This is a genomic window from Pseudomonas sp. Cab53 (assembly GCF_018325965.1).
GTDB classification, from domain to species: domain Bacteria; phylum Pseudomonadota; class Gammaproteobacteria; order Pseudomonadales; family Pseudomonadaceae; genus Aquipseudomonas; species Aquipseudomonas chlororaphis_E.
Map to the genome: position 1 here is coordinate 2,980,966 of NZ_AP021902.1, position 19,571 is coordinate 3,000,536.

Genomic DNA, 19,571 nt, shown 5'->3' on the forward strand with positions numbered 1-19,571 from the left:
AGCAAATTGCTCGCATCACCGTACAACTTGCTATTTGGCGCTGGACAAGACGAAAGAGGTGACGGTGTTCAAGACGCCAGGAAGTGCCGATATCTCTGCCCATACTTTGTGAATGCGATCGGCGTTGATTGCTTCGACGGTTAATACCAAGTCCCAATCACCACTCATGACATTGCAGGAAATAACTTCCGGCATGGACACTACACAGCGAACCACTTCAGCATCACGCATGCGTTCTTTACGGTAGACGAAGATGAGTGCCTTGATAGGCCCGGTATCGTTAGAAGGCATGCCTTTGACGATGGTGTACCCTCTGACATAACCATCGCGCTCCAGGCGTTCTATTCGCAACCTGACGGCGTTTCTGGATAAGTTGACCTTCATGGCAATGTCGTTATGAGACAGTCGTGCATTACGGGTCAATGCTTCCAGGATTTTTTCATCCACCTTATCTAAAACACGTTTCATCTCTGGCTCCGACGTTATAACAAGTGAGACTCCGTGTCTTTGGATAAGACCCCGACCCACTCAGCCAGCGCCCTACTGTCATTAGCGATGCAAAGGCAGCCTGGTTCAGGTGCCGACGAGCCTGCTGCATCCTCCTGGCGGCCGTGGTCCGAGGGATGGGTCGTTGCCAGGCAGATCATGGGGATGAGCAGGCTGCGCCTGCTCACCCGGGCGGCGTGCAAGCCGACAGCGGTATTGGCGCTGATCCGATACCCGTTCTGCGCAAACAACTCATGAATGCAAGTCAATGCATCGGCGTCGTCCACGGCCAGCGAATCGAACAACTTTCGTGCGCCCAACCATTCATCCTGTTCCAACTGGACCGCGCCGCTGCCCTCCAACAATTCCATGTTCCGAACGACTTTTTCTGTGCATCGATTGAGCATGCTCCATTGCAAGCGCTCAAAGTTCGAAGCCAGTGAAACATTCATGCTGGGTGTGTTGGTGGTGCGGATTTCACTGCGGCTGTAGAGGTTTGACTGCAGGAAGTGGTGCAGGCCGGCGTTGGCGTTAGTGGCAACAACCAACTGCCGTATGGGCAGCCCCATTTCCTTGGCCATATAACCGGCGTATAGCGCGCCAGAATTTGCCGTGGGTACACTGAATGCGACTTCTCGCTTAGGCGCACCGAGTTGTAGCGCGGAATAAAAATAGAACGACAGATGCGCCAGTACGCGAACCCAGTTCACAGAGTTGAACGAAATGATCGGCCGCTTTGAATCGTGACGTTGGCGGAAGAATTGTTCGCACAAGCGATGACAATCGGAGTAGTCCCCGTCAACCGCTATATTGACCACATTTTCCGCACTCGCACTCAGTAACCGACGACGATGGGCTGGGGTTATTCCTTTCAAGGGGTGCAGCACCAAGAGAGTGACACCCTTGATGCCCGAAAAAGCTTTTATAGCCGAAGCGCCCGTGTCCCCGCCTGTACAACCTAGAACCAACGCCTCCCTTGAACTCTTCAGTAACTCGTGCTGAACAAAACGCGACATTAACTGGAGCCCAAGGTCTTGATAGACACCGGCAGGGCCATGGAACAATTCCAGTACCCACTCGTTGCTTGCTGTCTGGTGCAGCGGTGCAACGGCGTTGCTTTTAAAGCCGCCAAACGTCTCTTCAAGCAGATGAGACAGTTGTCCTTGCTCAATCCAGTCCCCGACAAAGGGCGCAATCACGTGTCGAGCCAACTCATGAAAGGGCAACCATTCTAGCCGGGTGAGCGCTTCCTTTTTGAAGCGGGGTACCTTGCGCGGCACGTACAAGCCACCGTCCGGTGCGTACGAGCCCATCAGCACTTCGCTGAATTCGAATGTTCTTCCAGGCGTCCGCGTGCTGACGTATTTCATGATCCAAGACACCCTCAAGCCATCTGTGAGCTACCAGCCCGCAAGGGGGCGGCGCTCGGCTGGAATTCATTGCGGCGGTTTCTACGCCTCCTGTCCAGCTTCAGTCTACCGACTATAAAAGTCAATATACTGACCTGACAATATTCCAAATGGTTGGGACTGCTGGCATAAGCGCTGCTGCCTCCCACCGCGAGAAGGAGGCAGGAGAACAGTGCGATGTTCAGCTCAATTCAAGCGCGTCGATCACGGCGGCAATTTGATCGCGCCCTTCCCCGGTAACAGTCCGTAGTGGCAGCGGGACACTCGGAAAGCAGGTAAGGCCGCGAAGCTCCGCCGCTGTCGCAATCACGCGAAAGCTGCCGCCAAATTGGCGGAACAACGCCCAAAGCGGCTTCAAGGCGTCAGAAAGGCGTGTAGCTTCATCGGCGTCACCTGACAACGCCGCTCGCGTGATTGCCAACGCCGTATGGGGAAACAGACCTCCCATAACGGAGTACCAGGCATCGCAGCCAGCATTCATGCCCACGGCGGCGAACACATCACCGCTGACTCCGATCGTCACATGACTTGGAATCAGCTCACGCAGGCGCTCAACGCGCGCGCAGGCCAGGTCGGGCGACTCGGGAACGCCCGGGATTTTGATCGACCCGACATTTGGCAGCGCTGCGATGCGTCCATGCAGCTCGTCGGTAAATTCGAAATGGGTGGTCCCCGGATTATCATAGACACACAGCGGGACCGAGATATTGGCCGTGACCGTTTCGTATAGCGAGAACACGTCGTCCTGAGACAGTTTCTGGTAAGAAACAGGGGGCAGCAGCAAGGCTTTGACGCCCACCTTCTGTGCCTCTTCTGCCAGCGCCAGAACCTCGCGTGTGCGCAGCGCCCCGATGCTCACCATGACCGGCACATCCTCGGCCGCCTCCACTGCCAGATGCGCAATGCGAGTGCGTTCGGCTCGAGAAAGATACGCGTAGCCTCCCGTGGATCCGAGGGCTGCGATGGTGTCGACTTTCGCCCGCGCCAGTTGTTGCACGAGCCCCATGAACGCTTTTTCGTCCACGCCCTGCTCATTCATGGGGGTCAAGGGAAACGCACCAAGGCCAGTAAACATCTTCGTCATCCTCGATTATCTGGCCCCAGGACCAATCAATGAGCTTTCGATCAGGACGCCTGGCATCATTTGCTCCAGGCCTTCGATCAACTTGTCGCCCGCTTGCGTCAAGGCTTCGAGCGGCATCGCCGGCAAACTCTCCAGAATGAACCACATGGACGTGGCGTCCGCGCCCAGACGCGTCCTGACACCTTGCCGCCAGTTCCAGCGACGGCAGGTGACGCCTTTGTCATCGCACCAGACAACCTCGCCTGCGTCTGGATACTCGAAGGCCGGTGCGCCCTCTTTCATCGTGTCGAAGGGCTCGCTGCCATCGGCGATCACCAGCCGTGGAGCGCCAACATAGGCCTCTATGTTTTCCCCGCCCACAGGGATGGCGTATTCGATACTGATGGCGTTGTAGAGATCGACGATAGGGTCCAGGCTCGGCAAGCTACCGTCGCGTAGAACCCGCTTGCGCAATGCTTCGGCGGAACACGGCGTGCGCTGCGGCTTGGCACCGAACTTTCGGAATGTGTCGGCCCAAGCATTCAGGTGGGCTTCTCCCCAGCCGGGTCCACCTGCCAGCACTGCCTTGCAGGCACGTTCCAGGGCTGCCCGGGCAACCTCGGGATGAGTCAGAGGCGCAGCTTGCACGACGATGCTCAGCGCCCTGAATTGCGGAGCCAGTTCTGCAACGGCTTGATCGATTAACGGCAGTACAGACAGCATCAAAACCTCCAGCACCTTAAATGTCAGTTCATGCTAGTCAGCGACGACCGTCAAAGTCAATATAATGACCAATATCATCCACTATAAAGGGCGGGCTGATTGACGGCACCGTTGGTAAGGGCTGAGAATTCCAGCTCATTTTTCTCATGACGCTCATCAATGACCACCAATACCAGCCTGTCGACTACCCCGGGTGCTGATGCTCAAGCCGTCAGCCTGGCCGTCGCCCGCACACTCAAGCAAGCACGCAAGGCGCAAAGGATCACGCTGGATGAGCTTTCACGGCGCTCAGGCGTGAGCAAAGGCATGGTCGTCGAAATAGAGAAATGCACGGCGAACCCCAGTATCGGGATCCTCTGCAAAATCGCAGCCGCGCTGGGGCTGTCCGTAGCCGATATCGTCAATGTGACCGAAGCCCCCTCTGCCCATGTCATCGACAGCCAGGACATCCCCACCCTCTGGACCGGCGAGTTGGGTGGCACGGCGCGGCTGCTGGCGGGCACTTCCGGCCCCAACATGATCGAGCTGTGGCGCTGGGAAATGCACCCAGGCGAATCCTTCACCTCACCTGGGCACCCCAAGGGCACACTTGAGCTGTTTCATGTGGAGAAGGGAACGCTGAAATGCGTGATCGGAGAAACAGAACTCATCATCCCGGCGGGGAGTTCGGCGGTGGCTAAAACCGACGTCCCTCATGCCTACTCCAACGCAGGCAAATCCAGGCTGTTGTTCACCATGTCCGTGGCGGAGATACACCAGTAGCTTGAAGAGCGCTGCACCGAGCAGGCTGGATGTCGTCCCCTTTCCCGGCTAGGGTCCGCTGGCGATGTACACTCCCGCCCCCCCTGTCTCCACGCTGGCGACTGGGCCTCGGGTTCCTTTTGACCGACGAATTTTTACCGATCAAAGCCACCTGACCCGGCAATTCAAGCAGGCGTTCGGGATCGGCCCTGGTGCCTATCGGTCCGCCCTGTTGCGCTGATACCCCGGCCCGCTCTCCGTTAAAAAAGACTAGTTCTGACAGTTCCTGTCCTGTCCTTCGCAATCGCGTAATCGCCGCCGCCCCCATGCGGCAGCGTTGCCTGGGGATTCTTGTACAAGAAGCTCATTTTTGTAAAACCGACCAGCGGTCTTGTCAAAAAGACCCTATCTAGAGCGCCCAGTAAAAACAACGGCACCGATGGCAGCACCAGCGATATGGTTTTCCAGGGCGAGGCCAGCACCCTGTGGCAAGCCCGATACAGCGCCGAGCCGTTCAACGGTTTTACCTTCGAAGAAGTCTCCTCGCTGGACGAGTTGATTGCCGGTGCCGGCGTCGTCGAAGGTGCGACGCCGGTCTGGGCTTTTGCTGGTCTCGGCTTGCTCGGGGTGGGCGGTACCGCGGCCGCGGCCGGCGCGGTCGCCAGTGGCGGTGGTGGCGGCAACGGCGCGACGGTCGATACGACGGCGCCTGACGCACCCACAGGGCTGGCACTGAGCAGTGACGGGTTGACGCTGAGCGGCCTGGGGGAAGCCGGGAGCCTGCTCACCATACGTGATGCACTGGGCAACCTACTGGGCACCGGGACGGTTGGCACTGATGGCCGGTTCGAGGTGGTACTGAGCAGCCCGCAGACCAATGGCCAGACCCTTGAGGTCGTCTTGACCGATGCGGCCGGCAACGTTTCGGCTCCCGGCACAGTGACCGCCAGCGACAACGCTCATCCAAAATTAATTTGCAAAAACTATGATTGGATCCAAAGTGAACAGACAGATGGCGAGCGGCAATGCCAAGGCAACGCCGCTCAAGACCTGACGGGGCTAGTTCTCCACCGCCCGGTACTCCACCGTAAGATGAGTCACTTCATGTACCGCGCTCAACGCCGCCCGTACATCCTCCGCGGAAAACGCTCGCGGGCCCTGCACGCTGACGATGGCTGCACGCGCTTGCGGCCCTACCCGCCACACGTGCAGGTCGGTGATCTGGAGCCGGCTGGCTTGATCAAGCAGCGCGCGGATTTCTTCGGCGACGTGCTCATCCGTCTTGTCCAGCAACACCGCCGCGGTGTCTTTGATCAGCGACCACGCCCAGCGGGCAATGACCAGCGCCCCGACAATGCCCATGAGCGGGTCGAGCCATACCCAGCCCAGAAACCGGCCGGCCAGCAGCGCCACGATGGCCATGACTGACGTGACCGCGTCGGCGAGCACGTGGACATAGGCGGAGCGCAGGTTGTTGTCCTGGCCATGGGCGTGACCGTGAGCGTGATGGTCATGGGAATGCCCGTGGTCATGGCCGCCTCCACTCAGCAGCAAGGCACTGACGATGTTCACGATCAGCCCGATGACCGCGATCAGGATCGCCATCGTGAACTGCACCTGGGACGGCTCGAAAAGCCGAATCACCGATTCGACCCCGATGCCCAATGAGATCAAGCCGAGGATCAACGCCGAGGCGAACCCTCCCAGGTCACCCACCTTGCCGGTGCCGAAACTGTAGGCAGGGCTCTGCGAATGTTTGCGGGCGAATGCATAGGCGGCCGCCGCGATGCCCAGCGCGCCGGCATGGGTTGCCATGTGGAAACCATCAGCCAGGAGCGCCATCGAGCCGGTGATGTAGCCGGCGGCAATCTCCCCTACCATCATCACCACCGTGAGTGTCACCACCCACAAGGTGCGCTTGGCATTGGCATCGTGGGCGGCCCCCAGGAAATTGTGGCTATGAACGGAATGAGTGCTCAATGCAGTGCTCACTTTGAATACCGGTGGATGGCTTCGAGCAGTTCTTCTACGCCTTGTGCCCGCTCCTGATCGGTCAGGCCTGGCTTGGCGACATGCTCCCGGGCATGGTCCTCGATGATTTCGTCGAGCAAACCGTTCATTGCACCCCGCGTCGCCGCGACCAGATGCAATGTCTTGGCGCAGTCGGCGTCACCCTCCAGTGCACGCTCGATCGCCTGCACCTGCCCGGCGATACGCTTCACACGCTTGAGTAGCTGTTCTTTGCCTGCTTTTGTATGCGCCATAGCATCCCCCCTACCCTATATTGGCAGTGAGCATAGCACGGCAGGACTTCCCAACGACAAGGGCTCCTCAGGGGCCCTGTCTGCTTGAACCAGGATCGCTCGGGCCTGTTGCCGTGAGCGCGGGTCTACAACCCCGCCGCCTGGGCAATCTGCAACCGCCAGTTTTCCGCTTCCTGCCAGTCGTTGCCGAATGACCAGGTGGTCCAGCACGGCGTGCCGGCACCGATCTGGAACTGAATCTGCAAAGTAAAGGTGTGGTGGGTCGTGCTGGACGTGTAGGTGGTGGAGTTCGACGTGCCCTTGCCGATCTCGCCGCCAAAGTGCGTGCTGCTGACCCGACGCTCGCTGTGGGTGGTATGGGTGTTGGAGGTGTGGACGGTCTGGACTTTCTCATCGACCCGCACTTGGCGAACCACTTGCGGCGCATCGATCAGCGCATGTTGGTAGCCGGACTCCTCTGCATAGAGATAGAGCACGCCGGTTTCCGGAAACAACCCGAGCATGTTTTCCCCGCGGGAGATCCAGCGATACGGCCCCAGTGCCTGTTCGGCGAGGAAGTCCGTGCAGGTCTTGTGCAGGACGACGCCGACATTGTCTTGAACGCGTTTGAGTTCGCGGCTTTCCTGGCGCCAGAACAGCGCCAGCGGCAGGCTGAAGACCCAGGTCACGCACCAGAGCAGCCCCGCGAGAATCGGACCGCCGATGTAGTGCCCCTGCCCCACCCATTTGATCAGGAAGTACCCGCAGACCAGCCCCTGGACGATCATGAACGGCTTGAGCACCACGCGCTTGCGCTGCGCCAGGCGTGCTTCGGCGGGTGGTATCAGTTGGCGGGCCTGTTCAACGCTTGCCGAAAGTGGGACGTGGGTGATTTCAGGGCGGGTAGCGATTTCGCCATGGGACATGTGGAAGGTTCCTGTGACTGCCGTGTCAGCGCCGGAGTGGCGTAAAACGCGCACTATAGCGGCTACCGGGCAGGCTGCCCATGCAGACGGCAATCAAAATATCGAACAGGCCCTCGCCTGCTGATGTCATGGCGCCGGTTCATCACTTTTCGATGACGTCGCCGCGCATCGGTGCCAGGCGCTTGATCAGGCGATTCTGCACGGGCACCGGTATGCGTTGCTCATCCATCGCAGCGATCAGGTCCTCGACCAGGGCATTGAAGTCACTGCGACTGACCTTTTGTCCCTTATGACTTTCGGCCATGGTGTCGCCGGTATAGGTGCAGGGGCCGCCCGCCTCCACGCAAAACTGTTCGATCAGTTTGTCGCGCAACCGCTGGATATCGATTCTGCGAAAGCGCTCCACGATACGGTCATCACGGGCGATGTTCAGCAACATGCCCTCGACGATCGCGGTAATTCCCGGCTGGCCGCCGAGGTTTTGATAGAGGCTGTCGTCCTTGGGCAAGGGTTGTGTGCACGCGCCCAGCAGCACGATGATCATCAACAGGACCCCACGCATCAGAAGCCCCCTGAATGGACAAGTACAAGCCGTTCTGGCGATCGAGCGTCGCGATTTCACCCAGTCGCGCGTAGGCCAGTACCATTGATACGTGTTTGTTGGGGAAGTAACCCACAAATAGATCAGACCAGTCACTCTCCCCGCTGAAGGACAGGTTGTCCGGTTTCTGGCGATACTCGATACCCAAGGCCCAGCGCGGATTGAGCAACACGGCCAGCGAGCCTTCCTTCAGCACGCTGCGGGTATCGCGACGATCGCCGCCGAACCCCAATAGCCCCAGTTCGTTGGCGCGGCTGTAGCGCAGGCTGCCGTTGACCAGCAGGTTGTAGCCAAACGCCGCGCCCATGAATAGCCGACTCGCAGCCAGGTAGCCCTCGGTGTCGCTGTCGCGCCGGGCGCCCACCAGGCTGGGGATGAGAAAATCGTTCTGGTGCTTGTATTGCAGGCCGACGGAGACCTGCGGCAAGGTGTCATAGATCACGTCACCGAACAGGCGCACCTTGATGGCGTAGATGTCCTGGTCGAGATGGTCGTCCGGTAGGTTCAGCTTGTTCACCAGCGACCCCAGGTCGAAACGTTGCCGGGCAAAGGACAGCTCCACCCGGTTGTCATAGGCCACGGCCAACCCCGCCACATCCAGCCGATAATCCGGCAGGTTGACAGAGGTCGCGAACGCGGTCGCGCCCCACTCGTTCTGTTCACCGTACCCGGCCAGCATCGCCCAGGGCGTGATCCCGCCGCCCGCGGCACCTTCCAGGCTGCTGGCGCCGCCTGTCGCGATCAAGCGCCCGCCATCGGCGCAAACGTGTTGGAAGGCCAAGGCCATGCAGCAGCCGATCGACAGGAAAAAACGTGAAGCCATCATGTTCAATGAACCAGCGCTGTACGGATATTCAAAGGCAACGCCACCCAGGCCGCGAAGGCTGCGGCGCTGAGCGGCGGGCTGATCAGGTAACCCTGCGCTGTATCGCAATGCCAGCGCTCGAGTAACCGAAGGCTGTGGGCATATTCGACGCCCTCAGCCACCACCTTGAGCCCCAGGTTGTGGCTCATCTCGATCGTCGAGCGCACGATCACCGCATCTTCACTGGCCTCGTCCAGGTCGCGGACAAAAGACTGGTCGATCTTGAGCTCTTGCACCGGCAATCGCTTGAGGTGCGCCAAGGACGAATAGCCAGTGCCGAAATCATCCACCGACAGGCTGATGCCGCAATCGCGCAGCAGATGAAGGTTCTTCAAGGCCCGCTCGGGTTCGCGCATGACCGCGCTTTCCGTGACTTCGAACACCAGCTGTTCGGCTGGCAACCGGTGAGTGCGTAACAACACCGCGACCCGGTTGGGCAACTCATCGCTGATCAGGTCCTCGGCGCAGATGTTCAACGACAGTTCCAGGCACAGGCCCCGTTCATTCCACTCGGCCAGTTGACGCATGCCCTCGTTGATCACCCAATAGGTCAGGGCCTGGATACTGCCGGTGCGCTCTGCCAACGGGATGAACTCGCCAGGCGAGATCGAGCCCAGTTGGGGATGGTGCCAGCGCAGCAAGGCTTCGGCCTGGCGCACGTGATGTTTGAGGATGTCCAGCTTGGGCTGGTAATGCAGGACCAGCTCACCGTTGTTCGCCGCATGGCGCAGGTCACGAATCAACGTGATTTGACGACGGTGCGCCAGGTCGCGCCCGTGCTGGTAAACCTGCAGATGCCCTGGCATCTGAGCCGCATCCTTCATCGCGATCGATGCGCGCTCCAGCAGGCTTTGGGCGTTTTCGCCATCCACCGGGTACGCCGCGATCCCGAGGCGGCAATCCAAGGCCAAATGATGGCCGTTGATTTGCTGGGGCTTGAGCAGCAACTGCTGCAGTTGGTCGGCGATAGCCACCGCCGCGTCGCTGTCCATCCCGTCGAGCAGGATCAGAAATTCCTCGGCGATCAGGTGCGCCACGGTGTCGCCAGGTTGCAACAGGGCCTGGATGCGCTGGCCGGTTTGACGAAGCAACCGGTCAACCGTCTCGGGGTCCACTGTTTCGTTGATGCCGCGCAGGTTCTCGATGCCCAGGAAGATCAATGCCATCGGCCGTTTTGCGCTGATCGCACTGCCCAGGCGCTCCATGGCCAGTGCCCGGTTGGGCAAGTCGGTGACCGGGTCATGCAACGCATTGTGGGCCAGTTGTTGCTCACGCTCGGCAATGCCTCTTTGCATGGCGTTGACGGCGCTGGCCAACAAGCCGAGTTCATCGGCGCGCGGCAATACCACGGGGGTCTGGTAATCGCCCTGCCCGATGCGCTCCGCCGCCAAGGCCAGCGACTTGACCGGCCGCGACACCCCCCGGGCCAACAGCAAGGCACCGACCAGCGAGGCGATCAGCGCCATCAGGCTAATCACCAGGATTTTTTCATCCAGCGGCGCGAAGGCCTGCATGGCTGCGTCAAGCGGGCTTTGCAGCAAGGCGATCACTTGCCCATCGTACTCACCCGAACCGTCGGCCAGCGTCAGTAACTGGCTGAGGTAGTTGTGATTCAGGTGTTCCGTCGGCATGGCCCCGCTGCGGATGGACGAGCCGAGCATCAAGCGGGATATTGGCCCGTGCAATACCTCTGGCTGAGTGCTGACCAGCCCCCCTGGTTGTTGCCGATCGACGGCAAGAAACGACACTTGCAGGTTGGTGAGTGAGCGCAGTTCACGGGCAAAGGCCTCGTCCATGCTGAACCCCATCACCACCCTGGCCACCGGCAGAGGCGCGAGCACGGGCGTTTCCACCAACAAATGCGGCTTGCCCTGCAACGGCACGATCACCATGGCCTGGCGCGTACGTTGTGCCAGGCGCAGCGCGCCGTCGTACTGGAACAGCGATCCATCGGGCGTATGGTCAAGGGTACTGGCGAGTATCGTGCCATCCATGCTCAGCAGGATCATGTCGCTGGCATTGATCCGCTTGCCATGGTTGATCAGCACTGAACGGATGGTTGCCGCGTCCCGGCTGGCCACCGCTTCGCGAAAGCCGAAGTCGGCCGCCAACAGCTGCACGCCATCTGCTAGGCGCCGCCCCTGGACTTCCATCAGCCGTTCGAAGATGCGCGTGCCGACGTCCAGTTGTGCGTCGGCCTGCCCTCGCACGGCCGTGCGGGTCGCCGCATTGACGCTGAAATACAACAAGCCGATCACCAGCAGCGACAGCAAGATCATCACTGCCGCGACTTGCGCCTGAAAACTATTGCGCAGTTTCACGAGTGGCTCGCTTGAAGGCATCACCGAAGGCACTGGTCGCGGGCGCCATCTGTTCAGGTAACGGTTCGAGTGTCAGCGTGTAGTGCTGCTGGAGTCCGCTGGCAGGAAGTTTCAGCGTGCCGGCATCGATCGGCTGCATCCCTTTGAGCTGCGGGTGCCAGAGGGTCACGTGGTATTCACCGACCGCGAGCTTGTCCAGCGTCACGTTGCCTTGAGCATCGCTGACGGCAAAGAACGGATCGTCGGTGACGAAGACGTAGCCCAGCATGCGGTCGTGGATGTTGCAGCCCAGGACCACCACGCCAGGCTTGTCGAACAGGACCGGCTCGGAGGGCGTGCCCTCGTACAGACGCAGCTCGAAACGCTTGGCGGGTGAAAACGAGTAGACCTGGTGGCGGATGTTGTCGCTGTTGGGAAACTTGATCAGGGAGCCGGTGTGCACTGCCAGTACGTGAGGCGCAAACTGTTGGTTGCGCTGGTCCATGCTGGCGGCCAAGTCAGTTGAGGGCCTATCGATAGGGCCTTTGAGGGTAATGACCGCATCGGGTAACCGCTTGCCCGTGCCCTCGAGAATCTCGACATCAAGCTTCGCCACACCCGCCCACCCGACCGGGGCAGCAAGCAGCAATAGCAAGGCGAAAAGGGAGATTTTTTTGGCCATGCCAATTCCACTGAAAACGATGGGTGAAGGATCTGGGTGACACACCCCTCACGGCGGCACCGGCAATCACGCACTTGGGCGTCTATCAGGGTATCGACCGTCTGGCGCAAACCTGAACAGGCTGGCCTGAAATTCCTTGGCGCCATGGCATGCCCAGGCCACGCCACACCTGGAGGCTCGCTCCTGTAGGCACAATTGAATGCCTGGTCTACCGGGACCCCGCCGATGTCGGGGGGTTACTGAGCATCCAGCGTGAGGCGAACTTTTTCCAGCAACTCGCTGATCTGGAAGGGCTTGACCAGCATTTCCATGCCGCTGCCCAGGAACACCTGGCGGTTGAGCGCGGTTTCGGCGTAGCCCGTCATGAACAGGATGGGCAAACCTTCACGCCAGCCTCGCGCCACATCGGCCAGTTCCCGGCCGCTCATGCGTGGCAGGCCGACGTCGGTCAGCAGCAGGTTAATGGTCGGATCATTCTGCAAGCGCTCCAACGCGGTTTCGATATCCGGTGCCTGGGTGCAGCGATAGCCCGCATCCTCCAGCACTTCGGTCACGAACAGGCGCACCGAAGGCATGTCCTCGACAATCAGCACATGCTCGCCAGAAGCCTGCGGATCGACAATGAGCGGGGCGACGTAAGCCTGTGTCGAGTCGCTGGTGGCCGGCAGCATGATCGTCACTTCAGTGCCGCACCGCGCCACGCTGCGGATGTGCGCATCGCCGCCAGACTGACGGGCGAAGCCGTAGATCATCGACAGCCCCAACCCGGTGCCCTGCCCCAGCGGCTTGGTGGTGAAGAAGGGCTCGAATACCTTGTCGATCACACTGTGATCGATGCCGGTGCCGTCGTCGCGCACCGACAACGCGACATACGCGCCATCGGCCAGGTTGGGGGCGCCATGGGAATGCGCCGCATAGGTGTTGAGCCAAATGTTACCGCCCTTGGGCAGTGCATCCCGGGCGTTGATCACCAGGTTCAGTACCGCGCTTTCCAGTTGCACCGGGTCGACCAGCGCAATCGCCGGTTTGGTAGTCAACTCGAGCTTGAGGTTGATGCGTTCGCCAATGGTGCGCATCAGCAGCTCTTCCAGCGAGCGCACTTGCTCGTTGATGTCCACCGGACGGGTGTCGAGGGGCTGCTGGCGAGCGAAGGCCAGCAGTCGATGCGTGAGGGAGGCCGCGCTCATTGCCGAATTCAGTGCCGCCTCGGCGTAAAACTGAACCTTGTCCGGACGCGCATCGGCCATGCGTTTCTGGATCAGTTCCAGGCTGGTGATGATGCCGGTCAACAGGTTGTTGAAGTCATGGGCGATGCCGCCGGTGAGCTTGCCCAGTGCGTCCATTTTCTGCACTTGCAGCAATTGTGATTCGGCGCGCGCCCGCTCGGCGACTTCCTTGGCCAGTTGCGTGGTGGTGTCGTCCAGCCGTGCCAGGTGAGAACGCTCACGGTGGCGGTGTTCGGTGACGTCCTCGATGAACACCAGGCTCAGTTGCGGCGTGCGGTACGGTGATATCTGCCACTCGGTCTCACGAATCTCACCCTGCACGCGCATGTTCAACGTGCCCTTCCAGCGTTCGCCATCGGCCAGGCGTTGGCGCAACTCGTCGAGAACCGCGCCCTGGTCCTCGTCGAAGCATTCGCTGAGGGTTTCCGGGGCATGGTTGTCCTGGATCATCTGCGCGAAAGCATGGTTGCACTCGTGCACTTTCAGATGAGCATCAAGCACCGCAATTGGCGCCGAGACGTTGACGAAAATCTCGCGAAAGCGCGCCTCGCTCTCGCGCAGCGCGTTTTCGGTGTCGCGCACCCGCAGCAAGGTGCGCAGGGTCGCCAGCAGCACGTCCGGGTCCACCGGGTGAATCAGGTAGGCATCGGCACCGGCGTTGAGGCCGGTGATGATGTCGCCGGTCTGGATCGACGCGGCCGATACGTGGATCACCGGCAGCAACGCGGTGCGTGCATCGGCGCGCAAGGTACGTACGATGTCGAAGCCGCTCATGTCCGGCAGGTTGACGTCCAGGATCAGTGCGTCGATGGGCTCGCCGGCGATCCGCGCCAGACCCTCGCTGCCGGTACCGGCCTCCAGCACCACGTAGCCGTGGCTCTCCAGTCGCCGGCGCAAGGCATAGCGGGTGGCGATGTTGTCGTCGACGATCAACAGACGAATGTCACGATTCATCGGCGTTCTCCAAGGCGAGCGCCAATGGAATGGTCACGAAGAAGTTCGAGCCGACCCCCGGTGTACTGTCCATCCCGACCTCGCCCCCCAGCAACGCCGCGAAGCGTTTGCACAACGACAGGCCCAGGCCGGTTCCGCGCAGGCGTTTCTGCAAGGGCGAGTCGACCTGGATGAAGTCCTCGAACAATGCACCGTGCAGTTCCGGCGCGATGCCTATTCCGGTGTCGCTGACAGCGAAGCGCACCCGGTCCGGTCCTTCCAGGCGGGCCGAGATCCGCACTTCGCCGCGGGTGGTGAACTTCAATGAGTTGGAAATGAAGTTGCGCAGAATCTGCGCGAGTTTCTTGTCATCGGTGTACAGGCGCGGAAGGCCGACGGGTTCTTCGAAGATCAGGTCCACCGCGGACGCATCGACGATCGGTCGGAACATCCCGCGCAGGGCCGAGAACAGGTCGAACATGTCGAACCATGCCGGGGAAATGGAGATCCGTCCGGCTTCGATTTTCGCCAGGTCGAGCAAGTCATCGACCATGTCGCTGAGTTCGCGGGCAGCGCTGCTGACGAACGCCACCTGCTTGTGCTGCTCGGGGCTGAGCGGGCCGTCGAGTTCATCGGCGAGCAGGCTGTTGATGCTCAGGATCGAACCCAGCGGCGTGCGGAACTCATGGCTCATGTACGACAGGAAGCGGCTCTTGAGGTCCGAGGCCTGGCGCAGTTGCTCAGCCTGGGTGTCGAGTTCGGCATAGAGCGCCAGCACGCCCTGGTTGGTTTCATCGAGTTCGTCGCGCAGGGCGGCGTTCTCGCCCTGCAACTGGGCGATCAACGCGGCTTGCTCGGCAGGGTTCAGGGTAGACGGCTCAGCCATGGGCGGCCTCCAAGGCAACGACCAGCACGGTCACATCATCGCGTCCACGGCAAAAGTCGCGATGCAGGACAGTGGCGACCACAGCGGGATGACGGTGCACCAGGCCGGGGTAGTCTTGAAGATTCCAACGGGACTGCAAGCCATCGCTGTACATGATCAATAAATGTCCGTTCACGTGAGCATAGTCAAAGGGCTGGGCTCTGCGGTATTGGCTGCCGACGATGCCCGGGCTCGACACCAGGCCCCGCGACTTGTCCGCGCTGATAAGGGTGGCGCCGATGTTGCCAACACCGGTAAACGTCAGGCCATCGCGCGCGGCATTGAACTGGGCGAAAGCGGCTGCGCCGCCACGCGTGCCAATCATGTCGCGGTGCATGTCCTCCATCAACAGCACCGCACTGGCGAACGGGGTCTGGGCGAACGCCCGCTCCCCCGCCTTGGCCGCGCGCTCGGCATCCTCACCGTGGCCGAGGCCGTCGATCACCAGAGCACTGATGTTGGCGCCGTTGTACGCCAGGTGCCAGGTGTCGCCACACGCCGGATCGGCGTTCAGCGAATGCTGGCTGACGCCGTAACGCAAGTCCGGCTGGCGATTGCCGCGCGGATACAGCCGCGCCAGCAACACCGCACCACGGGCATCGGCGTACACATCGAACACTTCGGTCTGGCGCGCCACGGCCCCAAGGCCGATGCCCTGGGTGCCTCCGGTGGAATACCCATCCGTCAGGCAGGCGTCCAGATTGAAGCCCTGGGCGCGATCGACCGCGAGCATCTCGATGCCAAACCCGTCGGGACAAGGTAACAGGCGCAGGTGTAGCTCGCCGCGGCTGGCGTGCTTGAGCACATTGCTGGCCAGTTCGGTGGCGACCAGGGCCACGCGTCCGGCATCGGTGGCATCAAAGCCGTGTTGCTCGGCGAGCCTTTGCGCGGTACGCCGGGCATGGCCGACCTGGCTGCTGTCTTCGATCAGCAGCACCTGGGTCAGTGACCCAGCGATCGTCATGTCCATCGGGTAATCGTGATTCGCGTGCCCTTGCCGGGCTCGGTGTCGAGCTCGAATTCATCGACCAGTCGCTTGGCACCGGTCAGCCCAAGCCCCAGGCCACCGCCGGAGGTCCAACCGTCGGTCATCGCCAGCTTGATGTCGGCGATGCCCGGCCCTTCGTCGCGAAAGACCAGGCGCAGGCCGACCCTGTCGCCCTCGTCGAGGATCTGCCAATCCATGTTGCCGCCACCGCCATAGACCATGGTGTTACGCGCCAGCTCGCTGACGGCGGTCACCAGTTTGGTCAGGTCGATCAGGCGCATGCCGCATTCGGTGGCCAGTTTGCGTGCCGTTTGCCGGGCGAGCACCACGTCCTGTTCGATGTTGATCGGTTGAGTGCCGCTGCTGCGCACGGTCATGAATGGCGTACTCGTTCCTGCAGCAGTTTCATTCCGCGCTCGACGTTCAGCGCGGTGCTGACGCCGGGCAGCGTCAGGCCGAGTTCAACCAGGGTGATCGCCACGGCCGGTTGCATGCCCACCAGCATGGTTTCGGCGTCCATGATTTTCGACAGGCCGGAAATGGTCGCGATCATCCGGCCGATGAACGAATCGACCATGTCCAGTGCGGAAATGTCGATCAACACCCCGCGGGCCGACGTCTTGCTGATGCGCTCGGACAGATCGTCCTGCAGGGTCAGGGCCAGTTGGTCATGCATGTCGACCTGGATCGTGACCAGCAGAAAGTCGCCCATCTGTAGAATCGGGATACGCTCCATCGGCTCAGACCGTCTTGCCAAGGCTGACGCCCAAGCGGGTCAAGGCCAGTTTCAGTGCGTCGGCCAGGTTGGCCTTGGTGACCACGCCTTGCAGGTCGAGGCCCAGGTGCACGATGGTCTGGGCGATTTGCGGACGCACGCCGCTGATGATGCAGTCGGCGCCCATCAGGCGAATGGCGGTCACGGTCTTGAGCAGGTGCTGGGCGACCAGCGTATCAACGGTCGGCACACCGGTGATGTCGATGATGGCGATTTCCGAACCGGTGTCGACGATACGCTGCAACAGCGACTCCATCACCACCTGGGTGCGTTGCGAATCGAGGGTGCCGATCATCGGCAGCGCCAGTACGCCGTCCCACAGCTTGACGACCGGGGTGGACAGCTCCAGCAGTTCCTCCTGCTGACGCTTGATCACCGCCTCGCGGGATTTCTGGAAGGTGCGGATGGTGTGCATCCCGAACGCATCGAACAGTTCGGAGATTTCCCACAGTTGCTCGGCCAGCAGCGCCGGTTGCTCACGGTAATGAGCTTGCAGCAAGGCAAACAGCGGCCCCTTGAGGGCGAAAATGAAACTGGCGGTCTGTTGCGAATCCTGCCCGAGTTGGGCACGACTTTGGGAGAGCTTTTCGAGGAACTGGCGCGTGGACTCCCAGCCCGGGGTATTGATGTTGGTGCCGTTGTTGTTTTGCAGGCCATTGATCACCAGTTGCAGGAACTCACTGGTTTGTTGCTGCAGGTCCTGGCTTTTGAGGTTGCGGGTCGCGCCACTGGTTTCCAGTCCGTTGATCCATTCGCCCAGCACCTGCGCCTGTTTGTCTTTCATCGCCTCGAACGTGGTGTTCTGCAGTGCTGCCATGTGTGAGTTGCTCCTGAACGTAGGGGAAACCGGTGACTGAGAACGACCGGCGCGAATGAATGACCTTGGCCATCAGAAATAGTTTGGGTAGTTGTTTCGGGAATTTACAGGGGCTTAGTCCTTGATGCTCGTAATTTTTTTAACTTTGCCTGGATGTCACTTATAGCCGTGCAGATTGCGTGAATGAGTGTTGCTTTTTCGCCCGAACCGGCAGGTGTCGGCGCCGTCCACGTTAGCCCGGCCGACAAGCTAGGCCTGCGCAGGGGCGCCCAGGGTCTTGATCAGAAAGCTGCGCAGTCCATCCACCGCGATCGATCCTTGCGAGGCCCGGCTGCGATAGACCGCCACGCTCATGGATTCCAGCGCGCCCAGGCCATGTTCCTGGCCCAGCACCTGAAGGTTGGCCGGGGTGCAGCAGCGGGTCAGCACCGCCACCGCGACCCCGCTTTCCACCGCGGCGATCTGCCCGGCCAGGCTCGAACTGTTGTAGACGACCTTATAGCGGCGCCCATGGCGGACCAGGGTTTCCACAGCGGTGCGGCGGGCCAGGCTTTCTTCGTCGTAGACCGCGATCGGCAGCGGATCCCGACGCCAGAGCTCGAACTGCGGCGAGCCGACCCAGACCATGGGTTCATGGAACAGAAAGGCGCCGCGACGCGGACTGTCGCGCGAGACCAGGGCCAGGTCCAGTTCACCGCTGGCCACCCGGGGAATCAGTGCGGTGGATTGCTCACAGGTCAACTCGATGTCGACGCTGGCGTAGCGCGCCGAGAACCGTTTCAACACCGGCGTGAGGTAAGGCGCGGCGTAATCCTCCGCTACGCCGAGGCGGATCCGTCCGCTCAGCTGTTCGCCCCAGAAGGCCCCCAGCGTTTCTGCGTGCAAGGCCAGCATGCGCCGGGCGTAGCCGAGCAGTGCTTCGCCGTCACTGGTGAGCTGGAAGTGTCGCGGGCCGCGGCTCAGGACCTGGCGGCCCAAGGCCGACTCGAGTTTCTTGAGCTGCATGCTGACGGCCGACTGCGACTTGTTGATCTCAAGGGCGGCGCTCGACAGCGAGCCGGTATCGACGGCGGCGACGAAGCACTTGAGCCAATCGATCTGAAGATCCCTGGGTGTCATGGTGGAAAACCCTGCATTCGATAATCGAATACCTGAGTGCCACAATATGCGCTTTTCGTCCAGGCCTTCTCGCGTCAACATCGGCGCCTGTCATCGTGCACCGGAGCCCCCATGTCCCTCGACGCCTGGCTGTTCTACCTGCTGACCTGCTGTGGCATCGCCCTGGTGCCCGGCCCCAATGCCCTGTTGGTGCTGACCCACGGGGCGATCCATGGCCACCGCAAGACACTGTTCACCATCACCGGCGGCGTCCTCGGTTTCGTCATCGTGATCGCCTTGTGCGTCCTCGGCCTGGGCGCCTTGTTGCAAGCGTCGCTGCATTGGTTGACCGCGCTGAAGATCATCGGAGGGCTCTACCTGATCTGGCTGGGGCTGAGCCTGTGGCGTTCGGAGGCGATGACCCTGGCGGTCAACGACGTGAGCGGCTCGGCCGACTGGTCGCTGTTTCGCCAGGGGCTGCTGTCGGCGATTTCCAACCCCAAGGCCTTGCTGTTGTTCACCGCATTCATCACGCCGTTCATCGACGCCCAGCGCAATCTGATCCTGCAGGCGACGATCATGGCGCTGACCTACGCATTCGTCGAATTCGCCGTGGAGTTCGGCGTGGCGAGCGCGGCGAACCGGGTCCGGCCGTGGCTGGCGCGGATGGGCCGGCGTTTCAACCGCATCTGTGGCGGTTTTTTCGTGGCGTTTGGGGCGTTGTTGCCGATCCGCTAGGCAGGTGCCTTCGTGGGGGGCGGCGTGAGCGA

The 19,571-nt window shown here is 61.1% G+C and carries 19 protein-coding genes and 2 pseudogenes; 3 read left to right on the plus strand and 18 right to left on the minus strand.

Annotated elements, in window-relative coordinates; genetic code table 11:
- Window positions 1-30: 30 nt before the first annotated feature.
- From KI241_RS13005 to KI241_RS13020, 4 genes are all read right to left on the minus strand, one after another.
- Entirely contained in the window at window positions 31-468 is a 438-nt protein-coding gene (locus tag KI241_RS13005) for an Lrp/AsnC family transcriptional regulator (RefSeq protein WP_042731162.1), read from the minus strand.
- A gap of 14 nt (window positions 469-482) precedes the next feature.
- A complete protein-coding gene (locus KI241_RS13010) occupies window positions 483-1,856 on the minus strand; it encodes a pyridoxal-phosphate dependent enzyme (protein ID WP_212803807.1) in 1,374 nt (457 codons plus the stop codon).
- Window positions 1,857-2,076: 220 nt separating this feature from the next.
- The gene (locus tag KI241_RS13015; protein ID WP_042731160.1) at window positions 2,077-2,970 is read right to left on the minus strand and encodes a dihydrodipicolinate synthase family protein; all 894 of its coding nucleotides are present in this window, start codon (window positions 2,968-2,970) and stop codon (window positions 2,077-2,079) included.
- Between the two features lie 15 nt (window positions 2,971-2,985).
- On the minus strand, window positions 2,986-3,681 hold the full coding sequence (locus tag KI241_RS13020; RefSeq protein WP_042731159.1) for a B3/4 domain-containing protein: 696 nt from the start codon (window positions 3,679-3,681) through the stop codon (window positions 2,986-2,988).
- A gap of 159 nt (window positions 3,682-3,840) precedes the next feature.
- Here KI241_RS13020 and KI241_RS13025 point away from each other — a divergent pair, with 159 nt between their 5' ends.
- Window positions 3,841-4,443, plus strand: coding sequence for a helix-turn-helix domain-containing protein (locus tag KI241_RS13025; RefSeq protein ID WP_212803808.1), 603 nt, complete (start codon window positions 3,841-3,843; stop codon window positions 4,441-4,443).
- A gap of 133 nt (window positions 4,444-4,576) precedes the next feature.
- Window positions 4,577-4,663, plus strand: a pseudogene (locus KI241_RS27810) (AraC family transcriptional regulator); the annotation flags it as partial.
- An 818-nt stretch (window positions 4,664-5,481) separates the two neighbouring features.
- Here KI241_RS27810 and dmeF read toward each other — a convergent pair.
- From dmeF to KI241_RS13095, 14 genes and pseudogenes are all read right to left on the minus strand, one after another.
- A complete protein-coding gene (gene dmeF, locus KI241_RS13030) occupies window positions 5,482-6,402 on the minus strand; it encodes a CDF family Co(II)/Ni(II) efflux transporter DmeF (RefSeq protein ID WP_212803809.1) in 921 nt (306 codons plus the stop codon).
- Window positions 6,403-6,410: 8 nt separating this feature from the next.
- Window positions 6,411-6,686, minus strand: a complete 276-nt coding sequence (locus KI241_RS13035) for a metal/formaldehyde-sensitive transcriptional repressor (protein WP_042732174.1) — start codon at window positions 6,684-6,686, stop codon at window positions 6,411-6,413.
- A gap of 125 nt (window positions 6,687-6,811) precedes the next feature.
- Entirely contained in the window at window positions 6,812-7,591 is a 780-nt protein-coding gene (locus KI241_RS13040) for a hypothetical protein (RefSeq protein WP_042732173.1), read from the minus strand.
- A 142-nt stretch (window positions 7,592-7,733) separates the two neighbouring features.
- Window positions 7,734-8,153: a group 1 truncated hemoglobin gene (locus KI241_RS13045; protein WP_212803810.1), complete on the minus strand. Its 420-nt coding sequence runs from the start codon at window positions 8,151-8,153 to the stop codon at window positions 7,734-7,736.
- Between the two features lie 7 nt (window positions 8,154-8,160).
- A pseudogene (locus tag KI241_RS13050) lies at window positions 8,161-9,015 on the minus strand (DUF3034 family protein); the annotation flags it as partial.
- 5 nt (window positions 9,016-9,020) lie between these two features.
- The gene (locus tag KI241_RS13055) at window positions 9,021-11,378 is read right to left on the minus strand and encodes an EAL domain-containing protein (RefSeq protein ID WP_042732171.1); all 2,358 of its coding nucleotides are present in this window, start codon (window positions 11,376-11,378) and stop codon (window positions 9,021-9,023) included.
- Complete coding sequence (locus KI241_RS13060; protein ID WP_052497402.1) at window positions 11,362-12,039, minus strand: methylamine utilization protein; 678 nt, start codon at window positions 12,037-12,039, stop codon at window positions 11,362-11,364. The genes KI241_RS13055 and KI241_RS13060 overlap by 17 nt, the downstream gene beginning before the upstream one ends.
- 236 nt (window positions 12,040-12,275) lie before the next feature.
- On the minus strand, window positions 12,276-14,219 hold the full coding sequence (locus KI241_RS13065) for a response regulator (protein ID WP_212803811.1): 1,944 nt from the start codon (window positions 14,217-14,219) through the stop codon (window positions 12,276-12,278).
- Window positions 14,209-15,084 (minus strand): ATP-binding protein, encoded by an 876-nt coding sequence (locus KI241_RS13070; RefSeq protein ID WP_042732014.1) that lies wholly within the window; start codon window positions 15,082-15,084, stop codon window positions 14,209-14,211. The genes KI241_RS13065 and KI241_RS13070 overlap by 11 nt, the downstream gene beginning before the upstream one ends.
- On the minus strand, window positions 15,077-16,087 hold the full coding sequence (locus KI241_RS13075) for an ATP-binding protein (protein WP_212803875.1): 1,011 nt from the start codon (window positions 16,085-16,087) through the stop codon (window positions 15,077-15,079). The genes KI241_RS13070 and KI241_RS13075 overlap by 8 nt, the downstream gene beginning before the upstream one ends.
- On the minus strand, window positions 16,084-16,488 hold the full coding sequence (locus KI241_RS13080) for an anti-sigma regulatory factor (protein WP_212803812.1): 405 nt from the start codon (window positions 16,486-16,488) through the stop codon (window positions 16,084-16,086). The genes KI241_RS13075 and KI241_RS13080 overlap by 4 nt, the downstream gene beginning before the upstream one ends.
- A complete protein-coding gene (locus KI241_RS13085) occupies window positions 16,485-16,847 on the minus strand; it encodes an STAS domain-containing protein (protein ID WP_042732012.1) in 363 nt (120 codons plus the stop codon). Before KI241_RS13085 ends, KI241_RS13080 begins: the two co-directional genes overlap by 4 nt.
- Before the next feature lie 4 nt (window positions 16,848-16,851).
- Complete coding sequence (locus KI241_RS13090) at window positions 16,852-17,703, minus strand: STAS domain-containing protein (protein WP_042732011.1); 852 nt, start codon at window positions 17,701-17,703, stop codon at window positions 16,852-16,854.
- Between the two features lie 249 nt (window positions 17,704-17,952).
- Window positions 17,953-18,822, minus strand: coding sequence for a LysR family transcriptional regulator (locus KI241_RS13095; protein WP_042732010.1), 870 nt, complete (start codon window positions 18,820-18,822; stop codon window positions 17,953-17,955).
- A 111-nt stretch (window positions 18,823-18,933) separates the two neighbouring features.
- Between KI241_RS13095 and KI241_RS13100 the strand changes: the two genes are divergently transcribed.
- Entirely contained in the window at window positions 18,934-19,539 is a 606-nt protein-coding gene (locus tag KI241_RS13100) for a LysE family translocator (protein ID WP_212803813.1), read from the plus strand.
- Window positions 19,540-19,571: the final 32 nt, after the last annotated feature.

Bases quoted from the DNA above. Each gene is read 5' to 3' on its own strand.
- KI241_RS13005 (WP_042731162.1), bottom strand. From the start codon at position 468: ATGAAACGTGTTTTAGATAAGGTGGATGAAAAAATCCTGGAAGCATTG.
- KI241_RS13010 (WP_212803807.1), bottom strand. From the start codon at position 1,856: ATGAAATACGTCAGCACGCGGACGCCTGGAAGAACATTCGAATTCAGC.
- KI241_RS13015 (WP_042731160.1), bottom strand. From the start codon at position 2,970: ATGTTTACTGGCCTTGGTGCGTTTCCCTTGACCCCCATGAATGAGCAG.
- KI241_RS13020 (WP_042731159.1), bottom strand. From the start codon at position 3,681: ATGCTGTCTGTACTGCCGTTAATCGATCAAGCCGTTGCAGAACTGGCT.
- KI241_RS13025 (WP_212803808.1), top strand. From the start codon at position 3,841: ATGACCACCAATACCAGCCTGTCGACTACCCCGGGTGCTGATGCTCAA.
- KI241_RS13035 (WP_042732174.1), bottom strand. From the start codon at position 6,686: ATGGCGCATACAAAAGCAGGCAAAGAACAGCTACTCAAGCGTGTGAAG.
- KI241_RS13040 (WP_042732173.1), bottom strand. From the start codon at position 7,591: ATGTCCCATGGCGAAATCGCTACCCGCCCTGAAATCACCCACGTCCCA.
- KI241_RS13045 (WP_212803810.1), bottom strand. From the start codon at position 8,153: ATGCGTGGGGTCCTGTTGATGATCATCGTGCTGCTGGGCGCGTGCACA.
- KI241_RS13060 (WP_052497402.1), bottom strand. From the start codon at position 12,039: ATGGCCAAAAAAATCTCCCTTTTCGCCTTGCTATTGCTGCTTGCTGCC.
- KI241_RS13065 (WP_212803811.1), bottom strand. From the start codon at position 14,219: ATGAATCGTGACATTCGTCTGTTGATCGTCGACGACAACATCGCCACC.
- KI241_RS13070 (WP_042732014.1), bottom strand. From the start codon at position 15,084: ATGGCTGAGCCGTCTACCCTGAACCCTGCCGAGCAAGCCGCGTTGATC.
- KI241_RS13075 (WP_212803875.1), bottom strand. From the start codon at position 16,087: ATGACGATCGCTGGGTCACTGACCCAGGTGCTGCTGATCGAAGACAGC.
- KI241_RS13080 (WP_212803812.1), bottom strand. From the start codon at position 16,488: ATGACCGTGCGCAGCAGCGGCACTCAACCGATCAACATCGAACAGGAC.
- KI241_RS13085 (WP_042732012.1), bottom strand. From the start codon at position 16,847: ATGGAGCGTATCCCGATTCTACAGATGGGCGACTTTCTGCTGGTCACG.
- KI241_RS13090 (WP_042732011.1), bottom strand. From the start codon at position 17,703: ATGGCAGCACTGCAGAACACCACGTTCGAGGCGATGAAAGACAAACAG.
- KI241_RS13095 (WP_042732010.1), bottom strand. From the start codon at position 18,822: ATGACACCCAGGGATCTTCAGATCGATTGGCTCAAGTGCTTCGTCGCC.
- KI241_RS13100 (WP_212803813.1), top strand. From the start codon at position 18,934: ATGTCCCTCGACGCCTGGCTGTTCTACCTGCTGACCTGCTGTGGCATC.